Below are 18642 nucleotides of genomic sequence, written 5' to 3' on the forward strand. Positions count from 1 at the left end.
GAACTATCTGTGTGAAAATATTGAAGATAACGCTGGCCTTATTATTTCTCTATTTTATTTACTGGGCGTTTGGCGACACCTTTTTTAACTGGCTTTTTCCTTTTTCATCTAAGGAAAAGGGGGCGTGGATAACAGTGGAAGGTGTCATACCGAAATACACCGAGCCGTATGTAGCGGCAAGGTATATCTCAAAATCTTGCCTTGAATATGAATTTAGTGCAACGATGACACCCCATAAGATGCCGACTTATAATGTGCTTTACCAGAAGGTAACTACTGATCCCCAAACAGGTTATTTTCAGACGAAATTGCCTTTTAGTGGCGGAGGTTGGTGTAAATGGAAAATTGAGCGGGCTTATGTATCGGCGAATTATACCGATGTCAGTCACCTGGTGAAAGATGCCGTTCCCTATTCAGGGACAGGTTTAACCGCTTTTATCAACGATGCCGAACGAGAAAATTATTCTGAAGCCTCTGAGACGTGCGCAGTGAATACTATAGACTACAGACCGGTTATTTACCCTGTTTTGAAAATGGTAGAGGGACGTCCAAACAGAGTTTCCTTACAGGGCATAGTAGATTCGTTTCCTTTTCGGTTGAAATTAACGTCAGGAGCGGAATGGAAAATCATCTTTAAGCCTAAGTTGGATGAAACCAAAATGCCGAAAATTATTATCCCACCGGGTAAAGAACCTTCAAGAGTTGAATACCCTGATGGAAGAATTGATTTAAACAGAGATTCTATTGATTACTGGAAAATAAAGTAGTGCTAACAGAGTTTCCAGTAAAAACCATTGACCGTGGGGTCAGCAGGAAGAACAAGGGGAACTGGCCTTACAGCATTACTGTGATAAACAGGAACTGTCCGTATGAAAATATTGAAAATAACGCTGTCCTTATTATTTCTCTATTTTATTTACTGGGCGTTTGGGGACACTTTTTTTAACTGGCTTTTTCCTTTTTCACCTGACGAGGAGAAATAGTTGATCACGGTAAGGCGTCGCGCCTTAAGTATCCTGCCAGACCGCTTTGTGCTGTGCAGGCTCAATTGGAAGCTAACTTGATTATCGATAACCAGGAGGATGTATGAACACTTCTATGAACTGGAAACAATGGCTGACTACGCCTAATAAGCCACCTGTTTTCTTTATGCTCAATTCACTGGCGGAACCTAACCCGGTGGAGCTCTTTTATCGTAATGACTGGGTAGAGCAGGCTTTTCCGCTATACAGCAAGACACCAATGGATCACCTGCTGGCGCAAAGTCCCTGGCTGATTCAGCCTAAGTCAGGTGGTCTGTCAGTAATCGGTCATCTGCTTGATAGCCAAACTCTGAGCGATAACAGTTGGGGTTGGGCTTATCGCAGTGAGGATTTATGGGCGCGACAGCTTAATCATTGGCGTTCACGCCAGCAGGTGATATTACAGGAGAAACAGGTGCTCTTACGCAGTATGGATGCGCGTATCCTCGGTCAGTTATTACCGGCAATGATAGTCAGCGATTGGTCGGCATTTTTGACACCGGTAAGTGAACTCATGATCGATATGCCCGAGCCACAGATTTATTATCGGCCTGAAAATTGTGGTCACGGTGGCAGTGAACAACCCTTTGTCTTGGGCGACCATTTAATTGAGGCTTGGTTACATTCTGATTATGCTTTTCAAGGTCAGGTATTCGCACTTATTAGCGATTTATGGGAAAACCACGGTGAATTGGCTGATAAGCTGGATGAGCCAGCAGGGAAATTACAGGAACGGATTATTGATTGGCTGAAATCGCGTTTAGAAAGTGGATGTAATATTAGTCACCTGACCAGTGCGGATTATTTACAGACGCTCGATGAACAATATACGGGCATCATTAGCGATTAATGGTCAATATTTTACGAATTTATAAACCTATCATTATGATGGTGATTTAAAACAAGAAGAAATGCAGTTAGTTTCTTCTTGTGAAATATTAATCAATTTTGGCTGGTGTAAATTATATAATTTATTTAATGTTATATTGATGTTAATTTAATGGAAGTATTTTTGTAATAAATTGAAATATAAAATATGAATGATAATAAGATATATTTATATTCAATGAAATGATCTGGGTTTTCATTAGAATCATTATTCCAACATAGTGGTAAATTATATTTATTTTATAAATGTAATGTAATTATTAAATAAATATTAAGAATTAAAGTGGTGAAATCTAATGTCAATTAATGCATGTCCTAATGTAAAAGAATGCAAAGTAGAAACATAGTTGTCATGTTCTATGGTTAATATTCTATTTCTGGAATGAAAACAAGAGGGTATGTGATGATATTTTGTTCAAAGCAACTAAAGTATTTTATGGAATCAGCTAAGAAAGAGTCATTCACGTTAGCAGCGGATACGCTTTGCATTACCCCCTCTCCACTTAGCAGGCTTGTATATCAACTGGAACAGCGTGTAGGTTGCCAATTATTTGAGCGATTACCGGGAAAAACCAAGCTCACAGAAGAGGGTAAGGCATTATATCAGGAGTTGTTGCCATGTTATGAAAGGATTCAGAAAGTTGAAGATAACTGGAATTGTCGTCGAAATTATAAATTATCAAACAGAGACAAACTGGTTATTGGCACAAGTGGAGAATATGTTAATAAGATATCTACAGTCGTAAAAAGAGCGGTGCAACGCTATCATTACCGCGATATTTGTATAATCAACAATTTTCTCATTGATGATTTAATAAGGCAAGACGCGGTATTTTCTTCCTTAATAAAAGGAGATATAACGGTTTATGTGACGACGGAATGTTATCCAGATAATGATGATATCATCAGGATAGATGGCGCTTATCAAAAGCTGTCTCTTGCCGTATCCAATGATATTTTAGAGCCAGAAAGTCATGCTGATGAAGTAATATATAGTTTTCCTTTGGTTCAGCATAATAGTGCCTTTTTAAAACAGTGCGATAATTTCATGCCATTGAATTATCTGCCTGAATACCAGAATCTAGCGTTATTGACGGTGCCTGATTTTACTAATAGATTAGATCTGGTAAAAACGGGTGTCGCGATAAGTTTAATGACGCCTAATGAAATGCGCTATTCTGCCCATATTGATAAAGGTATAAAATTTCTGAATTTTGAATCATATCCAGAACCATCGGTAAGATATTGTGCTTATGCGCTCAGAAATAAATATAAAGAGCCATTAAATTCATTAATTTCTGATTTGATATTTTAAATATTATCATGATCATGTGATATTTAATGTTAAAATAATTTATTAATACTCAATAAAGTAACAAGAATAATCAAACCATGAGATAAACATTTTCTCATGGTTTGTTCATGCAACTTTAAAAATATGTTGTTTTTTATATATCAATGAAACGCTTTATTTTAAATCTGTTTGATACTGATTCTATATAACATGTTGTATATTTAATATTTTCTCAAGTTAAATACATTTAGCTAGATCAGTGAAGAGCCGGTCATAAATAGTGTCCATTAAAAATAATGAACACTATTTTAGCCAAATTGCCAGGGAGCTAATAGACGATTTCTACATAATACTTATACCCGTCATCTTTCAAGTTGCCTCTTTGTTGGCTGCACTCACTCACCCCGGTCACATAGTTTCCTATGCTCCCGGGGATTCGTTCCCTTGCCGTCGCGATGCGTCTTGAAATCCATAGGGTATATATTTTATGTCGGCGTTCGTATTTACCTGCTAATCGGCATATATCCTTTAAATTTCACCACATCAAGTTCCTTAAACTTAAGATTATCTAGTAATTGTTGACCAATGATTACCTCTTCTCCACCTTCTTCATCGTGAATTCCTTGAAATGCAATCCCTTTACTGGCAAGAGTATGAATAAGTGGCGATGAATGGTCATCAAGTAAAACCCTTTCTCTCCTGAAGAAAAACGATTTAGTATTAATGAAATCTTTAATTGCATTAGCTTTTTCTTCACCACTAAAATTTGTCTTGCCATATTGAAGGTTCGTGTTTTTAAATATAGGTATATCTTTTTCCACCTCAAATGTATGTAAGTAAGTTATGCCACTACCATTGTCATCTAAATAATCAGTAAGATAGCCTTCAGAAATTTCTTTATCTAATGCAAAATATTGACCAACCCAATCCTTATCTCCATTGCCGTCAGGTTCATGGACTTTCTCAAGATCACCTTTTTTTGCCGCATCATAATCATATGATTCGAATCTTGAGGCTTTGTACAATAGAGTTCCTTTTTTAATAAAACCTAATGATAACTCTTTATCTTTCAATTGAAGATCAGAGGGAAATCTGATATTTCCTGATGATGAGCTTTCCGAAATGTCTTTTATTGTATTAGAACTATTATCACTAGAGGTATTGGCTTCTGATTCAGTAGTAATATGAGTATCAGCTAGCATTGATTCGACATTTTCTTTTCTATTAACTATCGGCATTAATCCATCTTTATCCATCAAGGTCTCTGGATTATTTCTCACCATCCGATATAAATTCAGCCCATCGATTGTTCCGGCGGGATCGGCGCTTAACCATCGTCCTACCCACGGCTGATAATATCGGTAACCGTAATAATATAGCCCGGTGGCATCTCGCTCTTTACCTGAATAACGGATGGTTTTATAACTGGCTTCTGTTTTGCTCCTTGCTGCCCATAATGCGGTGCCACCATAAGGATAATACTCTTCCTCACTAATAATTTGTCCTTCGCTATCTAATTCAAGCTGACTGGAACCGATAAGATTATCGTAGCTGTAACGTAGCTGATTATTGCTGATATCCGCTGGCTTGCCACTTTCCCAATGCAATACTCGTACCTGCGCCCGGCCCGCTTCGCCTACGGTAATAACTTGCAAATCTTCGGTTGTGGTCGTGCTGTTTTGTGTTAGACGGAGTTCTAAGCTCGGCAAGTAAGTTATTCGCTGTATTTGAGCGTTGTTGCTGGTCCGTTGTTCATTGATTTTTAATATCCGTTTCCCGTCGCCACTATAACGATACCATTCCCGATCATCATTGGCGCTGTTGTCCCGTTTCACCAATGTGACTTGTTGCAGTTCACCACGAGTATTCCAGTTCAGGTTTTGTCCTGGAATTAAAGTGTTCTGATGTCCGCCTGTATCAAACAAAGCATCTACTTGCGCTGGATCTTCGGTCAATGTGCTGAGTACTGCGCGGTTACTGCGATTTGAAACCGTGATATTGGTGGTGTAGTTGTTTTGCGTAGCCGGTGAACTGTGCTGGATTTTGGTCAGATTGCCGCCACGGTCATAAGTATAAGTACGGGTATAGTTGGTATAGGTGTTGTTATCAGAAGGTAGAGCGGGTGAGGGAAATTGGTGACTTTGTTGACCTATATTCGCCATTTCGCGCCCGGTGGCGCTGATAAGCTGATACAGGGAATCGTAGGTATAAGTGTTTTCCGGCATCACTTTCTGATTGTGCCAAAAGCGGGTGGCTTCCGCGTCATTACGGATGCTGATGACATTGCCTACCGGGTCATATTCATAGCGCAGGTCTTGTAGCACTTTAGTGTCTGACGGACGGCGGGTTTTGATACCGATCAGCCGTTGGGTTTCCGGTTCATAACTGTATTCGGTGATAACACCATTGCCGTGCTCTTCACGTAATTTTTGTCCGGCGGCGGAGTAGGTCAGGGATTTGATAATCACTTGTTCCGTCTGGCCTTTGAGTGTTAGCCAGCTCCCGTTTAGCTGCCCGGCCACATCGTAAGCTAGCCTCTGAATGTTCCCTTTCGCATCGGTCTGAGTCAGTAAAGCGCCGGTGGCATCGAAGGTGCTCAGGGTTGTGTAGATGTCATCAGCCAACATGTTTTGCCAGACGGTTTCGTTATCACCTGTCCAGTTTGCCTCTTGAGCGTCGATCAATAGTTGGCTGGATTGAGATAAAACAGTACCGGTCAGTGATAAACTCTCTAACCGGGTAACTCCCGCCGTGTCATAGTGACGCACGCACTGGCCGGCAAGGTTATGGTCTTTCTCTGCTTCGGTATTGCCAGCCCAAATCAGGCGTTCGGTGATACGCGATGTTTTTTCCTCGGGTGTTTGTTCGGCAACAGATAACAGACGGCCGGGCAGGGAAGAAGTTTCATATTGTCGAGTTTGTATAACCCCTGTTGCAGTCACCGTTAGTAGCGGACGGCCTTCAATATCATTCAAGGTGACAGTGCGACCTGCATCAATGCTCTCTGTACATAGGGGATTACCGGTCAAATCATACTGCCAAAGAAAATTGGGTTTGATCGTATTGTTGGTTTTCTTGGCCTCATATAGGCGCGGATCGATGCTTTGATTTAGGTATCCGTGAATATCGTATTGATGGCGGGTAATACGGGTATCGGGATCACCATTTGCGGTAGTACGATGAAAATCGATGTTACTGATTATCAGACCACGGTTATCGTAAACGCTGACAGTAGGGGTTTTTTGATAAAGTTTGGGATCAATGTTTTTCATGAGTTACCTCGTTGTTGGGTTGTTGTGTGTAATCCTTTCTGCAATCACAATTTTTGTCTGCATATTAGTTTTCTTACGATAGTGTAGTGGATAATTTTCCAGTTTAACTGGAGACAGATGGTTTGTTGTGGCAATGGGAATGCTTTATTGCTTTCCTCCATGATCTTGATGATGCGTAATGAGGCGGCGCCAAAGCCAGTTCAATCCGGTACTGCCTGTTGTGCCGAATAGACCTGCAATCGCAAAAGTCATATAGATGCTGCCGCCACTTTCAAAACTCAGCAATCCTCCCAGTACACCGGTAAAACAGGAGATGATGAGTTGACAGAATACGTTGATCCAACTCCATTTATATTGTTTGTTTTGCATATCAATGAGGTACCTTACGAGTCCGCCCCAGGCCGCAATAAAACCAATGATCAACCAGATAATAAGTTGAGTGTCTGACGGTATTATGAGCAACACCTTTCACCTCTATCTATGTTTCCCGCCTGTCAGCCAGGCGGGATTGATCACGTTACATCTTTACCTGTTTCACCTCAGCGGCTGTGTCATTTTCATCTTCATTGACAGTAAACCAGGGAGTGAACAAGGTTCGACGGAACCAACCTTTTGCGGTGATAACCTTGATTTCTCGACCTATGGGATCATAGACATGGGTATCTGCATAAGCTTCTTTTTCCCGCCGGGCGCTGTCATTACTGATGTATCGCCAGTCATTGAGGAAATAGGGCTGATAGGTACGTATCGGTTGCCCCTTATTGTCATATTCCGTTCGTCCAGTCACTGCCCAACGGTTCTCAGTATGCTGGAGATTTATAATCAAAGAACCGTCTTCATTGCGTTGCCAGGCCATGCCTGCCTCATGTCGGGCAGCGGCTTGCAGCAAGCGGCCAAAGCCATCACTGAATACTACCTGTTGGCGGATCTGTTGCTCAGGATCGTGATCATAACGATCCGTCGTCAATGTCAGGCTGTGAGGCGGTAAACGGGGATTGTCGTTCAACAAGCTGAATTGCTGATGGGTTGCCTTTTGGCTTTGTACCCAGCGGCGATAAGCCAGTGTGCAGATATGTCCATCTTCGGTGATGATTCGGGCGTTGTATAACTTTTGCCGGTCTTGCTCTGCCAGTCTATTGAGGGTCTTCTGACTTAATACTGGCATCCAGCTTTCTGGTGCGTAGACCTGACACTGTGCTACAGGGAGCGGTTTTTTTAACTCAATAGCGGCATTAACATCGGATGGTGGAGAAAATGATACTTTTTCCGGTGAGGAATAACCTGTCATCTTGCCGTTTTCAGTTCCCCAAAAGCGTAGTGTGATTGGTCGGCCCAATGCATCCAGAGTGATAAGGTGCTGATTGTCATTGATATCGGTGAGTTGCACAGGAGTCAGAAAACGCCAGTCATATCTGGCTGAGGTTGTTAGTCCAGCAGCATCCCGGGTTTGTATCACAACGCAATAGCTTGCATCCCAGGTGAGGGCGATTTTACCGGTGAGTTGGGTGTTGCTCTGTTTTTGCGGGCGCCAGAACTGTGCCGCTGTACCGTAATCGGTATAGCCGTGATGGGCTACCCAAACTTTATCTTCTCCAGTGCGAGGGAATAGATAATTTGTTTGCTGATATCCAGCTTGCTCCAGCGTCGTTGATAATTTATCGGACGGGATGCTTCCGTTAAACGCTGATAATGTGGACTGGTTGAATACCGTTGTTTCGGTAAAGGCAATCAGGGCTTGCCGTGTTGGTGTTTGCAACGGCGTTGTATTTTGTCCATCGGTATAAGCGGTTTTTTGCTGACCGAGGTATTCACGTGGTTTATCGTCCGCGATCAGGCTATTTTTATCACTCAGAAGTTCCAGATTTAAACCACCAGCAGGCACATTTTCAGCGCCATAAGTAAAGATATCACTGCGGGTACTATCCGGTAATCCCAACACCCGAACGGTATTGTCGGTCAGATGATGCCAACTGGATTGTTGATAGGTGAGCCGTAATTGGCGTTGTTGGTCATCATAGCTGTTGGCTAACAACTTATCAGGCAATGTATCAGGATACAGATTGATTGCTGGTTGCCGGCGGCGCGGATACTGTACCGAAAGCTGTTTTAGCGGCTGACCAAATCGATCACTGGATAGCGTAATATTTTGACTGCATTGCGGGTCGCCGGCGATACGTTCGTAGTGATAGTTGCGGCTTTCAACTACAGATGACCAAAGAATAGGGTATCGGCTGTCGGTATGCTGTAATCGACGTACCTGTGGACGAAATTCAGTGACAGTATAGGGAACGTGTTTATTTATACTGTCGTCCAATCCGTACAGTTCACTGCGTAGCAATTGGCCTTTTAACGCGCGGTTGAACCAGTACCGACTGTTATCATCTTCCGGTGTTAACGGGACATCTTTGTTATCTTGCCAAGTCGTAAAGCGCGGTGAGAAACCGGCAAAAGCCTGATCATCACGCCAATACTCGGTTGATAATGCGTTATCTATCACCGGCAGCCCGGTGGCGTACCAGTTTTTGGTCTGCGCGGGTGGCGTGCGTTCTGGCGCGTTGCCTTGAGCCAGTTGATGGCTGTCTGTCTGCTCTACATAACCAAATCCGCGAAATTCCCGCTCGCGTCCATCCCAAGCGCCACGAGCATAACGCAGTGTTGTGACTAATTTATTGCCGCTGATTTCATCTTCTGTTTCCGTTTGCCACAGGGTGTGGATCGGGAAGGGGAGATAGCAAACCGGTGTTTGTCCGGCAGTCAGCGCCGCGGCTTTTTCATCCAGCCAGAATTGGGAGGAACTGCGGTAACGCAAGATGTGATGGACCCCCATATTGTTGTTCATTTCATTGAGTAACCACGGCTTCATGTTGGTCAGATCGCAGCGCCAGTGATGGGGAGACATATGCGGTACGCTCAGTATCAGGCTGGCGACGCCTAATCCTTGTACATCGGCCACTTGTAATTGACAGGTATGATCAAAACGCAGACCGTCCGGGAAGCGTAATGTCACCGGCTTAGCAAAGCCATTGCCGCTTTTGTTCAGGAAGATATCCAGACGGTTGGTGTGAATATAAATCAGATCCGTTGGACCGCTGCCATCCAGATCAGCCAGATAAATTTGAGCTGGATTGAATTCAGCTTCTGGCTGGCTGAATCCCGGTAGGGTAATGGGTTGACCAAAACGTCCGCGCCCCAGATTAGGCCAGCAGGTGACTTTAGTCGCGCTTACTTCAACCAGATGGGCTTGACCTGAACCCAATACATCACTAAACGCCACTAACTTACTCGGATCGGCGCCCGGCACTGGCAGTGTGACATCGCCGGATTGCACCACATCTTTCCCTTTGGCAAAGCCGTCGCGGGTATTGGCATATAAACGCACACTCTTAGGGCCGATCAGCACCAAATCGGATAACCCGGCTCCCATTAAATCTGCGAGTTGCGCGCGTGGGTGGGTATATTCCACCGGTAGAGCGTTGAGTGGGGTAAAACGTGTCCAACTGCCATCTGGGCGTTGACTATGATATCCCCGTAATCCCGGTCCGGTGATAACCCAGTCAAGTTGGCCGTCTCCGTTGATATCTATCAGCGAGGCGTTGTTTTGTAAGGAAGGGATGACCGATAAAGGTTGCATCTTTTCCCAAGTGACGGCATCTGAGCCAATTTCGCCCAGACGCTGTGCGGAGCGGTACCACCAAGCGCCTTTATCCTGATATAACAGGCCGGGTAATCCTTCGCCTTTTAGATCGACTAGCTGCCAGCGCTGAATGGCATTGAAGTTTGCCAGTACATCCATCGGTTGCCAGTGAGCGTGATGTCGCGGCGAAAAATCCTGATATGCCAATTCTAATGGCGGCAGGGTGACGACATTACCATCTTGCTCGTGTCCCACTCGACGAACGAATACTAGCGTGCTGGCTATCGCGCTTTCGTCGTAATTGAGTATCAGGCGTGAAACCAGAGTCGGTCCGTTGTGTTCTGTTATCTTACTATCCAGTGCTTGCAGGTGGTGATACATCAGTATTTGGCGGCATAAGCGGCGAGTACGGATCTCAAAGCCGTATTCATAACGGGAAAAACGGTCCTGACGACAAAGCCAGCTACCTGTAGTCGAAAATGCTGGTGGCGTTTTCAGGTTGTTACTGCGTTCGCCGTAATCAAATACCAGATAGAATAACCAATCTGCTTGTGATGGGGCGCGGCCATCCAGACCGGGTAACGTTTCGCTGGCTGTACGGTTGCCGTAATAGACGATGTGTAAATAACGTTGCGCTGTAGCCTGTAAATGGTGCGTAATTTCATCTGCTTCGCAACCGGTGTCATCTTCGGCGCGATATTGATAATAAATTTGTTCGCCATGTGGTGATACAGAGGCTTCCAGCAGCCATTGTGCTGTTTGTGTCGTTTTGGATGGGTTGCTGATCCGCGCTTGCGGTGATTTACCCAGTAGATGCACCTGCCCATTTGGGCTATATATCAACCAAAAATCTGTTTTGCCGGTTGTTTTGGGTTGCCAATATTCCAATCGGCTGAAATGGCTTTCCAGACGGGAACGGTAGCCGGTGACAGTAAAGGCGGCGCCTAAATTGATACCCTGTAATGTGGATTCGTCGCGAGGTTGATCCGTTACTACCAATACCTCGCCTTCTGGACCCAGAAAGGTATCGGTTTCATCATAATGGGGGACGCCAAAATGGGTGCGGCGGCGAATGGTCATAATGCTGCAATCCCAGCCCAGACCGAACGGGCTGTTACCGGCGCCGCTATTGTAGTTTAAGGCGAGTGACGGGGCATAACCGCGCCCGGCAGAAATAGGCAATGGTAGAGATAGCGCGGCCATCCCATCCGGTCCTGCGGGGGTTAATGCTTCACCCATTCCCGTGATAGCGCCCCCCCCTTTGGGCAGTGACAGTTCCGTAATACTAAAATCTTGTGAATTTTGCATGAAAGACTCCTTTGCAGGCCCCGTTTAGGGGCCTGTTTTAGCACTTAATTGAGATCGTTATTGGCGAATGGTGTAGCGAATATGCAGAATGATGTCGTTCAGACTCTCCAGCATGGCTTGTTGTTTTCCGGTTGCGTTCGGGAAGCTCAATGTCAACGTACCTTTATCGATGTCGATTCCTTCAAACGGCAGGAATTTGCCATCGTTGAAATCCAGTTGGAACTGGCCGCTGTCATTCATTCCGTGAGAAACTGCCAGTGATTTGCAACTTTCAGCCAATCCTGAGGCTTTTCCGCTGTAAGACAGAATCGCTTGTACATCCTGATAAGGCCCTAACAGCGCCGGCAGGGTGACGCTGATCTGTTTAATCCGTCGGACGTTACCGACTCCACTGCTTTCTGGGTAATCGTGACGAATTTGTAAGTCAGCTAACGAAATAGACGCTTGTAGAGAAGCTTTAGCATTTTCTGTACTAAGCTTCAGGGTGTTACTTCCGCTACCGGCAGTGCCTGATTTGTTCTTTACCAGTTCTGCAATTTTCTCGGTCAGAGAAAATTGACCTTTCTTTTTGGGTAATCCGTTATAAACTTCTGCTAGTGAAACGGTACGTTCTACCTCCAGTATGCGTTGCTCCTGTTTCAGATGCGCATCTTCCATTTGTGCCAGATTCAGCATTAAGGTTTCTCCCGCCAGCAAACCGGCATGGGTTCCTTGCCAGGCGCCGGGCTTGATAAAGCGTGCTGCGGCATCGTTAGTCTCCCAGCGATAGGCCATTTCAGCCATCAAACAGCGAGCTACTGTTAAATCATAGAACTGGAAGTAAATGGCGGACAGCCGACCACGCAGCCAGTTGTACAAAGCTTGATTGCTGAACTTATGTTGCAGGAAGGTCAGTTGTGCATGCGTCTGCTCTTGTTGGGTTTTCAGGCTGGTTTTCTGCAACACGGCGGCTTCACGGCGAACTGCCAGCGAACCAAGCTGGGCATCGATTTGTTTCAGTTCTGCCTCGGCGTTATTACGCTGGATTTCCCACTCCTGACGACGCCGACGGTAGGCTTCAGACTGGCTGATTTTATCCGCTTCGGTATTCATGACGCTGGCGGAGAATTCCATGACATTACCTGTCGCTTGGGCGATCGCTCCCCAATGGCTGCCGCCATCAGCGAAGCCGAAGATGTTGGGAGCCAGATCAAGTGCGGCGCCTGCCAGATGTGATGCTTGAAGTGCAGTTGAGAGGCCAGCGACGGAGGCTCGCAACGCCATCGCCTGTTTTTCACCCGCGTTGATATCTTCATCGTAGAATTTGCTGTAGCTATCAAAGCGCGATTTGGCTCCGGCGCGGGTTTTTTCTAGCACAGTTTTTTCAACATCCAGCTCTTCAATGGTTTTGTCCTGTATGCTGAGATTGGTCAATATCAGTTCCGCCGCCTGATTCTGCAACAGCGTGTTTAATGCCTCCGCATCCTGACGTTCGATAATATTTTGTAATGTGGAGCCGAATTGGGTTAGCTGACTGACCATACTGCGGGCGTTTTCCAGCATATGTGGGAAACGCCAAACTGATATAAACTCTGACGGAAGATTGCTGCCACCTTGTGAGCTGGCGACAGCGGCGCTGAGCAGCGCTTTTGGATCTACCGGTGTCGCGAAAATAGGCAAATGTAAAGGTTGACCATCAATAGAGAGGTTATGGCGCAGGTTATATAACCGTTGTTCCAGTTTCTGCCAATAGCTCAACATCACTTCGTTGACCTGTGGCAGGAAAAGATCTGTGTTGCTTCCATCTTTAGGCTGGCCTTGTCGTAAATCTGCTATTGCTTTGGCATGTGCCTGTTGTTTTTCAAGATCTGCGGCCTCTTTTAGCTCTGGATCACTCCATGTTGAACTGAGTAATAAATGAGGTTTATCGCCTAATAGATGCAGTGCCTGCATATACCACATTTTGGCTTCGGCGAGTGTGTCCCGTTCCAATTGGCGGTAGGCGTAATCTCCCTGTTCGATCAATAGATCAATGGCGCGCATAAAGGTGGCGACTTTGTAGTGCATCGGATCATGTTGAGCTATGGCATCGGGATCAAATGTATCCAATGGATCATCGTTCCAACTGGTGTCCTCTTGTAATGGGCGGACATTCCAGTTGTGGGGATGCTGCTTTTGACCATTGGCAATATGGCCAGATGGGTTCCAGACATATTTCAGCCAACGGTTAGCCTCATCGAAGTTTTGCTCGTGAAGTAAACGTTGAGCGATCAGCATCGGGGTATAGTAGAACAGTTCCCAGAAGTAGAGGCTGTTGGCGCCGTTGAAGTCCATTGGTTCCATAGCGTCAGAGGAACTTTCTGCTAATTTAGGTTCCTGAATATTCTGAGTTTCCATGCTCAAAATAGTGTCGATCCCCGCATTGGCGCGGCTAATTAATTTACGGGCAAACAGCGTATTAAGGCGAGTACGATAGTCTCCCCATTGCATATATTGTGCCCCGCTAGAACAGCTATGAAGGGATAGGACATCATCAGTCTCCGCTTTTTTGATAATGCGAATACTAAAATGTTCTTCGCCTAGGTTACGTTTTTTACCACTTTCATCAAATGCATCAGCAAATGCTGTAAAGGTGATGTCAATACTTGCTTCATTATTATTATATGTAAGCTTGGAGACATCTATTTCTTCGAGAACTTTAAATTGATAATACATTTCTTCGAAGTTAGGGGTTGGCTCAGTAGGAACATTCTTGTTCTCGCTTGCTATAAATGTTTTTCCGTCGATACCGGTAGCCTTTATTATGACTTTAACATTTGAAGGCTGAATTTTTGTATTAATAAACATTGGCCCCGAAATGTCAGTGTCAATACCGCCGTGGTCGTCCATATAGAAATATTGTTTAAACGGATCTGAGGTATTAAGAGAGTTTGTAATATAACCATCGTTACCATTGATATTACCACCATTGCTGGCTGTAGATATTTCTCGTGCTGGTTGAGATCCAGAGGAAGGAAGCCATGCTCTTGCAAAGTTAGTGGCGCTATCCCGATAAAACAGAAGTCTCCCTTGACTAAGCTTACTTTCATTTCCTTCATATTGATAAACAGGGTAGATAAATTTTTGATTTGATGAATTATTGGGGTTAATACCTAGCGTAGTATAAATAATGAATTTATCACCGAGCTTGCCGTATTTTTTTATCAGATTGCACTGATTACGTTGTCGACCTTCATATCCATTGTGAATAATTCTTAACTTTGGTGAGATTTGGATTTTTGAGCCTTTTGGTTCGGGGCGGGTAATCAGAATATTCCCACCGTATACCATACTCAGGTAATCTTCTCCCCAATCATAACCATTATTATTGTTTACTGATGAAGGGATCTCGTAGCTTTCTGCATAGCGGTTATTGACTCTTATAACGCTACTATTTGCAGTACGGGTATCAAGCTGTTTATAGATATTAGTTTTATAATTATCAGGCGCCATCTCTTCTTGTGACATATTAGAGGAGATATATAACCCTTGCATGGCAGCCGGTTTATAATCTGCTTGTTCGGGCAGTTTTTGATAAAATATGACCAGTAATTTATCTTTGCCTTGATAACTTGCACAATAGAGTCCTAACGATTTACTCTTCGCTTCTGGATTTAGAGTAGATATTTTATTATTCACATCAAAAGTGACTGGTGTATTCCAAGTACCGTCATAACGAATATGTGCCAATTTCAGTTCATAACTAAAACCGGAGGTAGTTTTGTCACCTTCTTGTTTAGTCATTTTCTTCTGTTCCAGCCAGATAATATACAGGCGGGATTGGTAGACTACCGGGCGGATAGTATCTTCGTAGGGGTTAATTGGGCAGTCAATTTTGTGCCACTCACTCCAGGCATTAGCGGGAAATTTACCTTCGCTGAATTTATTGTGATCCACACTGCGCCAATAATATTGATTCACTTCTGTTTTGCTGCGCCCGATAAAGTAAGTTAATCCTTGGTCATTATTAATGTTGTCATGATAGGCGCTGATGACTTCCAGATTAGCCACTTGTTCGAATGATGTCAGATAAGATTTAAAAGCATCTTCTACGGTATCGGTATTCAATTGACTCTGGCTGATGGATTGCAGTAGCGCATCCATCATTTTCGTCTGGCCGATCCGCAGTGTCGGATCGATGTAGTTTTCAGGGTAGTAAAGGAACTTGGCAATACCAGCCCAGGTGCTGTAGCGTTTGTTGTATTTATCCCAGTTAGTGAAGAATGAACGGCTGGCGACGCTTGTATCGACATCACCCTCCATATTTTTCAATGCGCGGTTAATATACAGTTGGATACTGGCGATAGCTTCAGCAATTTCCGTGGTTTTGATGGCGGCGGAAACCTGATTATCAATCAATAAATACTGATACAGATCATCACGGTCTTTAATGACGAGATCTTTTTTAACTTGGTTACGCATATAAATATAGTATTCGCTGAATGCAGCGCTGCGAGACTCATCCAGAGATGTATGCAGGGCATTGGCTTTTTGAGTATCCAGCCCGGCGGTTAATATTGAAGCGACATTCTCCCATTGAGCATAATCAGAGGAAGATTCTATGTTTAATACTTGCGCCAGTTCAGAAATGCCTTGTAAAGAGATGTTCAATTGACGCGGGGTGTTAATCCACTGTAATAGGCTGTCGATAGGCAATGATTTTGCCGTTAATATTCCCTTTTCAAATTTGGTCAGTACAGAAGAGGCGTTTTCACCTAGTGAGTTAACCCAGTCGGTAAAACGCGTCAGCATAATCAGTGATAATACATTGTGTGTTGACGTTGTTTCCGCGGTAAGACCAAAGATTTGTGGATTTGTCACAAACAGACGTAAAGTGCTTTCGCTAAGACCGGTAGAACGGTAAATCAGCGCCAGTTGTGCTAGGCACTGGCAATACTGGACAGCTTGTTGAATTGGTTCAGTTGTTTCTGATTGGGCGCCAACGGGGTTTTCCTGTAACCAGTTCCATAATTTTTCCGCTGTCATTTTTCCTGTGCCGGGTTCTAGTTTATCAGCCCAAGCGAGTATGGAATATGCCGTATGCTCGGACGGTAATTGCAAAGCGGCGGCGATATAAGGAGATATGGCTTTTAACAGCTCTTCTTTGATTTTTATCTTTTTCTTGTCAAAATTTTGCAGGCCGTTATATATAGTATCCAATAAGTTGTGTATTTCCGGGACTAGGGTTTTGTGATAGTCAGTGGTGGTCATCACAAATAACTGATGTACATTCCACTTCCGTGTACGCAGCCAATGGGTAACGGCATAGAGTTTATCAATTAGAGTAGCCAGAGCAGTATGACTGATGGTAGATAAATTGGTTTTTTCTTTATCCTTATCTATGGTATTTATGACAGCCAAGAGTAAACCTAATTCATGAATAGTTAACTGATGGATATCCGCGAGTAATTTTGTTCGATAAAGATGAGAGAGATTCTCTATATCATTAGTTATTATTCCGGTAGTATTGACCGGATTGGTAATCTTTAGTAGTCGGTTTAATGAGGTATCATTGACATTAAAAGCACGTTTAAGTACTGTTTTGCTCCAGCCGTTGGTATTGTTTAGGTTTAAATCAATTTTCTGAGCGCCATTGGTAGAAAAATCCTGACCGCTCAGTTTGGGGGAATTAAATAAACGATCAAACTGGTTTAGATGTCCGTCATTGCTATGTTGGGAAATTGGCGCCTTGCAGAGTATTAATGCAGTTTCAGCATCAATACCATAACGTTGCATGTAGTATTTAATACGAAAGATTTTTTTTAACACTTCTTTATTGATGTTGAATTCTGGACTGATGCTGCGTAGGATTCCACTTAATACCGTCGGTGATAAGTTTATGGCTTTGAATAGACGAATAAATTTATTAAGTTTCAATAGAGCAAGATAATCAGGCTTTTCAGTCGTATTCGATGCAGGCTTGGTAATTTTTATTTCTTCTTCTGGGATAAATATAGCTCTTATCTTAATAAAATCGCTAGACTCTTCATCACTCAAATTGTAATAACTTTTCAGATACTCCAGTTTTTCTATCAGAGAAGGTTTAATATCACCAAAATTATTCTTATAAAGAGTTTCAGCAGTAGCTTCGGTAATTTCTTCCGCCAGAATAGTGAGTAATCCTGGTGAAACGGAGGCATTAATATCCAATAGGGAAGCTTGATACTTCAATTGAGAGAGTGTTGTTTTTGGGAATATACTTAATTGTTCAAATACCGGAGCTTGTAATTGGATAATTTTACGTATGCTTTCATAAGCATCGTGATATGGCAGAGTACCAACAGGGCGGAAGGTTGATAGCGTTTCCATCATGTTAGGGTTACTTTGCGGTTTAGGCAGGGTTTTAAGTCCTTCCAGCAATACTTTGTTAGACAGAGAAAGTGTGGAAATCTCTGTATCCATATTTTTCTGGCTTAATACCAATGATTTTAGATCTGGACGGCGTTTATCCAGATGATAAATAGAATCTTCGGCATGTAAATTTCGTGCCTGACGATAAAGTTCAGCCAGATAAGCCGCGGGAGAAAACATGGAAGAAATCGCGCCAGGGGCTGCATATTGACTAGCGCGGTTGCCAAATCGGCTATTATAATCTTGTTGGTCAGTATGAGGTGTTGTCAGGGCAAGATGGACCGCGCTTTGTAACTGAGGATTGGCGCGTTTCAGAATACGGGCTTCATGCAGAAGGTTATCCTTTTGCACCTGCTGTGCTTCGAGATATAAGCTCTGGGTCTGTGACCATGAGAGTTTATCCTTCACTTTTTTGCGAAGTTCGTCAAAAGAGAGATGGCTGATATCGGTTAGATTATTAAAATCTGCTCCTAACGCTTGTTTATATTCGGGCTTGAGTGTGTTCATGTTTATTCCCTTTAAATGTTGAGTCAATAAAGCATTTACGCTGGCCTGAGTATCGTGGAGATAAATAAGGTTATTTATCTCCAGCAAAATAAAGGCAATACATGTAACGTCTGATAGCGGTTTGAAATTAGGTTGAAAATAACGGTCAAATAGGGAATGCCATTTAACTATCAACTATTTCGTAACGTTATTATTTATTTAAATGGCTGTTGTGATGCAATAACAAAAATTATAATTACATCACAAGTAATATATTTAATTGACAATAACCAAATGAAATAATTACTTTTGTTACATATGGCATACTATGAAAAAGAAGAGGGTTGATATTTTATAGTAGGCAATCGG

At 43.4% G+C, this 18642-nt stretch carries 7 protein-coding genes; 3 read left to right on the top strand and 4 right to left on the bottom strand.

What is annotated here, in order from left to right:
* Positions 1-11 precede the first annotated feature (11 nt).
* The 3 genes from EAE92_RS16235 (at position 12) to EAE92_RS16245 (ending at position 3225) form a co-directional block, all read left to right on the top strand.
* The gene (locus EAE92_RS16235; protein WP_339959392.1) at positions 12-767 is read left to right on the top strand and encodes a hypothetical protein; all 756 of its coding nucleotides are present in this window, start codon (positions 12-14) and stop codon (positions 765-767) included.
* Between the two features lie 319 nt (positions 768-1086).
* Complete coding sequence (locus EAE92_RS16240) at positions 1087-1872, top strand: DUF4123 domain-containing protein (protein WP_214068831.1); 786 nt, start codon at positions 1087-1089, stop codon at positions 1870-1872.
* 441 nt (positions 1873-2313) lie between these two features.
* Positions 2314-3225, top strand: coding sequence for a LysR family transcriptional regulator (locus tag EAE92_RS16245; RefSeq protein WP_214068832.1), 912 nt, complete (start codon positions 2314-2316; stop codon positions 3223-3225).
* Between the two features lie 482 nt (positions 3226-3707).
* Here the strand turns inward: EAE92_RS16245 and EAE92_RS16250 are convergent, their stop codons facing one another.
* The 4 genes from EAE92_RS16250 to EAE92_RS16265 form a co-directional block, all read right to left on the bottom strand.
* A complete protein-coding gene (locus EAE92_RS16250; RefSeq protein ID WP_246545251.1) occupies positions 3708-6476 on the bottom strand; it encodes an RHS repeat protein in 2769 nt (922 codons plus the stop codon).
* A 144-nt stretch (positions 6477-6620) separates the two neighbouring features.
* Positions 6621-6941 carry a phage holin family protein gene (locus EAE92_RS16255; RefSeq protein WP_036780739.1) on the bottom strand — a complete coding sequence of 107 codons (321 nt, stop codon included), beginning with the start codon at positions 6939-6941 and terminating at the stop codon, positions 6621-6623.
* A 52-nt stretch (positions 6942-6993) separates the two neighbouring features.
* Complete coding sequence (locus EAE92_RS16260; protein ID WP_214068833.1) at positions 6994-11418, bottom strand: SpvB/TcaC N-terminal domain-containing protein; 4425 nt, start codon at positions 11416-11418, stop codon at positions 6994-6996.
* 57 nt (positions 11419-11475) lie between these two features.
* Complete coding sequence (locus tag EAE92_RS16265) at positions 11476-18294, bottom strand: Tc toxin subunit A-related protein (protein ID WP_214068834.1); 6819 nt, start codon at positions 18292-18294, stop codon at positions 11476-11478.
* Positions 18295-18642 lie beyond the last annotated feature (348 nt).

It is taken from the genome of Photorhabdus hainanensis (genome assembly GCF_018448965.1).
Lineage (GTDB): Bacteria > Pseudomonadota > Gammaproteobacteria > Enterobacterales > Enterobacteriaceae > Photorhabdus > Photorhabdus akhurstii.